At 70.9% G+C, this 3852-nt stretch carries 3 protein-coding genes; all 3 read left to right on the top strand.

Going from position 1 to position 3852, the window contains the following annotated elements:
- Positions 1-768 precede the first annotated feature (768 nt).
- The 3 genes from AAHZ94_RS30230 (at position 769) to AAHZ94_RS30220 (ending at position 3391) form a co-directional block, all read left to right on the top strand.
- Entirely contained in the window at positions 769-1299 is a 531-nt protein-coding gene (locus tag AAHZ94_RS30230) for a hypothetical protein (RefSeq protein ID WP_349996916.1), read from the top strand.
- Positions 1300-1560: 261 nt separating this feature from the next.
- On the top strand, positions 1561-3144 hold the full coding sequence (locus AAHZ94_RS30225) for an acyl-CoA carboxylase subunit beta (protein ID WP_349996915.1): 1584 nt from the start codon (positions 1561-1563) through the stop codon (positions 3142-3144).
- 16 nt (positions 3145-3160) lie between these two features.
- Positions 3161-3391, top strand: a complete 231-nt coding sequence (locus AAHZ94_RS30220; RefSeq protein WP_349996914.1) for an acyl-CoA carboxylase subunit epsilon — start codon at positions 3161-3163, stop codon at positions 3389-3391.
- The last annotated feature ends 461 nt before the right edge of the window (positions 3392-3852 follow it).

The raw sequence follows: 3852 nt of genomic DNA, 5'->3' as shown, positions 1-3852 counted from the left end.
TTTTTTTCTCCTTCTCCCCCGCTTGCCCCGTGGGGGTTCGGGGGGTTGGGCTGGTCCTTTTTTAAAACCCCCCCCGGGGCCCCCCCACGGCCCCGACCCGGGGCTCAGGTCCCGGGTCCAGCCAGTGCTTCAGTCCGGTCGTCCGGTCTGGTTCTCCGGCCCGGCCGCTACTGCGGAGCCGGCGGCCCGGCATCGCGGCCGTCCGCGCCCGCACCCTTCCGAGTGCCGCGCCACGCGCAGCTCACACCCCCGAATGTTGAGCTCTGCCCTGTTCGGCCCCGTGCGCCCGGCCCCGGGCCCCGTGCACTTGGCCCCCTGCCCCGTACGTCCCACGGGTCTGGCCCCGTACCGGCCGACTCCTGCCGCTGGCCCCGTGCGCCCCGTACTCCTGGTTCCGTGTCCCCTATACGCCCGGCCCCGTGCTCCGCGCGTCCCGCGGCCCCGGCCGCGTACCGGCTGTCTCCTGCCGCTGGCCCCGTACGCCTCGTACGCCATGCTTCGAGTCCCGGACTCCTGGCTCCGTGCCTCGCGCGTCCGGCCCCGTGCTCCGTGCGTCGGCCTCCCCGTGCGCCCCGTGCGCCCCGTACTCCGCACGTCCCACGAGCTCGGCCCCGTGCCCCCGCCCCCCGCCGCCCCGTTCCGCAGCCCGTGGTGCTCCGTTCATGTGCAGGCTCTGGCGACGCGCGTAGAACTCGGGCATCATCCTGGGGCTCCACCTGCACCACAGACCCGTCAACCGTCAGGTCCGTCCTCAGCAGGAGGCCCCCCATGGATCACGCGATGCACGGCAGTCCGCGCCCCCCGCGCGGTGTTCGCTCCCTCCTCACCGCACTCGCGCTGACGCTCGGCGCGCTGTTCGCGCCCGGAGTCGGTGTCGTCAGCGGCGCCGGTGAGGCGCAGGCGGTCAGCAAGTTGACCCATGAGCAGGCGACCGCGATGTTCCGGAGCGCCGGGATCACCTGGTCGTCCTCCGGTGGTTGCTCCGACCGCAACAAGCCGAACTGCACGTCCTTCACGCAGCTCAACCTCAGCTCCGCGCAGGGCGCGCAGACGCTCAAGTCGGCCAGCCGCTGCCCCCTGAACGTCACCGGCGGTACGGAGACCGGCCACGCGAGCGGAACCTACAGCCACTGGAACGGCTACAAGCTCGACTTCGGCCTCTCCACCTGCCTCACGAACTACATCACCAAGACGTTCACGTCCATCGGCGGGTCGAAGTGGAAGTCGGCCTCCGGCAACATCTACTACCGCGAGAGCAACCACTGGGACGTCACGTTCCACAACTGCGGGGGTTGCTGACCCACTGACCCCCTAGACCGCCGGCCCCGTTCCCCGCCCTGCTCGGGCGGCGAACGGGGCCGGTGGCATGCCCCGGCTGCGCGGGCCCGCTGGGGGAGCCCCTTATCCTTTGTGGGGTATACACAGGGGAAAATGGGGGTTAAGGTCCCCGCGATGCGGGAAGTGCGCTGGACGGTTCTGTCGCCTGTGACACGAAAACGAGCATGACGTTGTAGGGAAACGACATGAGGTTCCCGGGCCCAAGGAACGTACCGTCTTGGCATGACCAATCTCGAAGGTGCGCCCGTAGCGGCGAGTGACGTCCGTGGGCGCGTCGCCGAGCTGCAAGCCATTCGCGAGCAGGCTCGGCGCGGCCCGAGTGAGCGGGCCACCGAGGCGCAGAAGGCCAAGGGCAAACTGACGGCTCGGGAACGGATCGAGCTGCTGCTGGACGAGGGCTCCTTCAACGAGGTCGAGCCCCTGCGACGGCACCGTGCGGTCGGCTTCGGCCTGGAGGCGAAGAAGCCCTACACCGACGGCGTGATCACCGGCTGGGGCACCGTGCACGGCCGCACCGTCTTCACCTACGCACACGACTTCCGGATCTTCGGCGGCGCGCTGGGCGAGGCCCACGCCACCAAGATCCACAAGATCATGGACATGGCCATCGCCGCCGGCGCCCCGCTGGTGTCGCTGAACGACGGTGCCGGCGCGCGCATCCAGGAGGGCGTCTCGGCGCTCGCCGGGTACGGCGGCATCTTCCAGCGCAACACCCGCGCCTCCGGCGTCATCCCGCAGATCTCCGTGATGCTCGGCCCGTGTGCCGGCGGCGCCGCGTACAGCCCCGCGCTCACCGACTTCGTCTTCATGGTCCGCGAGACCTCGCAGATGTTCATCACCGGGCCCGACGTCGTCCAGGCAGTCACCGGCGAGAAGGTCTCCCAGAACGGCCTCGGTGGCGCCGACGTGCACGCCGAGACCTCGGGCGTGTGTCACTTCGCCTACGACGACGAAGAGACCTGCCTCGAAGAGGTGCGCTACCTGCTCTCCCTGCTGCCGCAGAACAACCGGGAGAACCCGCCCGTCGTCGAGCCGGCCGACGCCGTCGACCGCCGCGGCGAGGCGCTGCTCGACCTCGTGCCCGCCGACGGCAACCGGCCGTACGACATGCGCAAGGTCATCGAGGAGATCGTCGACGACGGCGAGTACCTGGAGATCCACGAGCGCTGGGCGACCAACATCATCTGTGCGCTCACCCGGCTCGACGGGGCCGTGGTTGGCATCATCGCCAACCAGCCGCAGTCGCTGGCCGGCGTGCTCGACATCGAGGCGTCGGAGAAGTCTGCGCGCTTCATCCAGATGTGCGACGCCTTCAACATCCCGCTGGTCACGCTGCTCGACGTACCGGGCTTCCTGCCCGGCGTCGACCAGGAGCACGGCGGCATCATCCGGCACGGCGCGAAGATGCTGTACGCGTACTGCAACGCCACCGTGCCGCGGATCTCGGTCATCCTGCGCAAGGCGTACGGCGGCGCGTACATCGTCATGGACTCCCAGTCCATCGGCGCCGACCTCACCTACGCCTGGCCCACCAACGAGATCGCCGTGATGGGTGCCGAGGGCGCGGCCAACGTCATCTTCCGCAAGCAGATCGCCGGCGCGGACGACCCCGAGGCCATGCGGGCCCGGATGGTCAAGGAGTACAAGTCCGAGCTGATGCACCCGTACTACGCCGCCGAGCGGGGTCTGGTCGATGACGTCATCGACCCGGCGGCCACCCGTGAGGTGCTGATCCGATCCCTGGCGATGCTGCGCAACAAGCACGCCGACCTGCCGTCCCGCAAGCACGGCAACCCGCCGCAGTAAGGGAGACGAAGAACCCGTGAGCACTGCAACCGAACCGACTGCCCCTGCGCTCGCCGACACCGTTGTCCGGGTGGAGCGGGGCCACGCCGACGCGGAGGAGGTCGCCGCGGTCACCGCGGTCCTGCTCGCCCGCGCCGCCGCAACCCAGCACAACGCCGCGCCGCCGGCCCCGCGCCGTTCCACCGCGGGCTGGCGCCGCCTGGAGCGCACGCCCGGTTTCCGGGCGCCGCACAGCTGGCAGGGCTGACCCGCCGAGCCCGCCGAGCCCGCCGGCCGCTCGGCCGCTCGGCCGCCGCCCCGGGCCCGTACGGCGCTGGCACCACGCCCGTAGCGCGTTTGCTGCAAGCCCCCGTTCGCTCTCCACGGAGCGCGAACGGGGGCTTGCTGTCGTCGTGGGCAGCCGCCGCGCGCTCCGGGGCGCACGTGAGAGCGGTACGCAGCCGGTGCGCGGCAGCCAGTGCGCGCGCGGCCGGCGCAACGCTGTCGTCGTGTGCTGCTGTCCTGTGCTGCCGTCGCGCGCGCCGGGGCGTACGGCAGGGCGCACCGACCCGAGCGCACCGGCCCGAGGAGGCCGGGGCCGGCCGCGGCGCCCGGCCCAGCAAAAAGCCGGGGTACGGGGCGGTACACACCACCTGGTGTGTACCGCTCTTTTACAAATCAGACGCGGCCCCCCAAACTCCATGTGTTGATGAGCGGGGTCGCCCGATC

The organism is Streptomyces sp. HSW2009, from assembly GCF_040240285.1.
Taxonomy (GTDB): domain Bacteria; phylum Actinomycetota; class Actinomycetes; order Streptomycetales; family Streptomycetaceae; genus Streptomyces.
The sequence above is the reverse complement of the archived record's forward strand: the minus strand, read 5'-3'. Positions and strand labels throughout refer to the sequence as shown.

Coding starts and splice junctions, on each gene's coding strand:
- AAHZ94_RS30230 (WP_349996916.1), top strand. CDS start 769: ATGGATCACGCGATGCACGGCAGTCCGCGCCCCCCGCGCGGTGTTCGC.
- AAHZ94_RS30225 (WP_349996915.1), top strand. CDS start 1,561: ATGACCAATCTCGAAGGTGCGCCCGTAGCGGCGAGTGACGTCCGTGGG.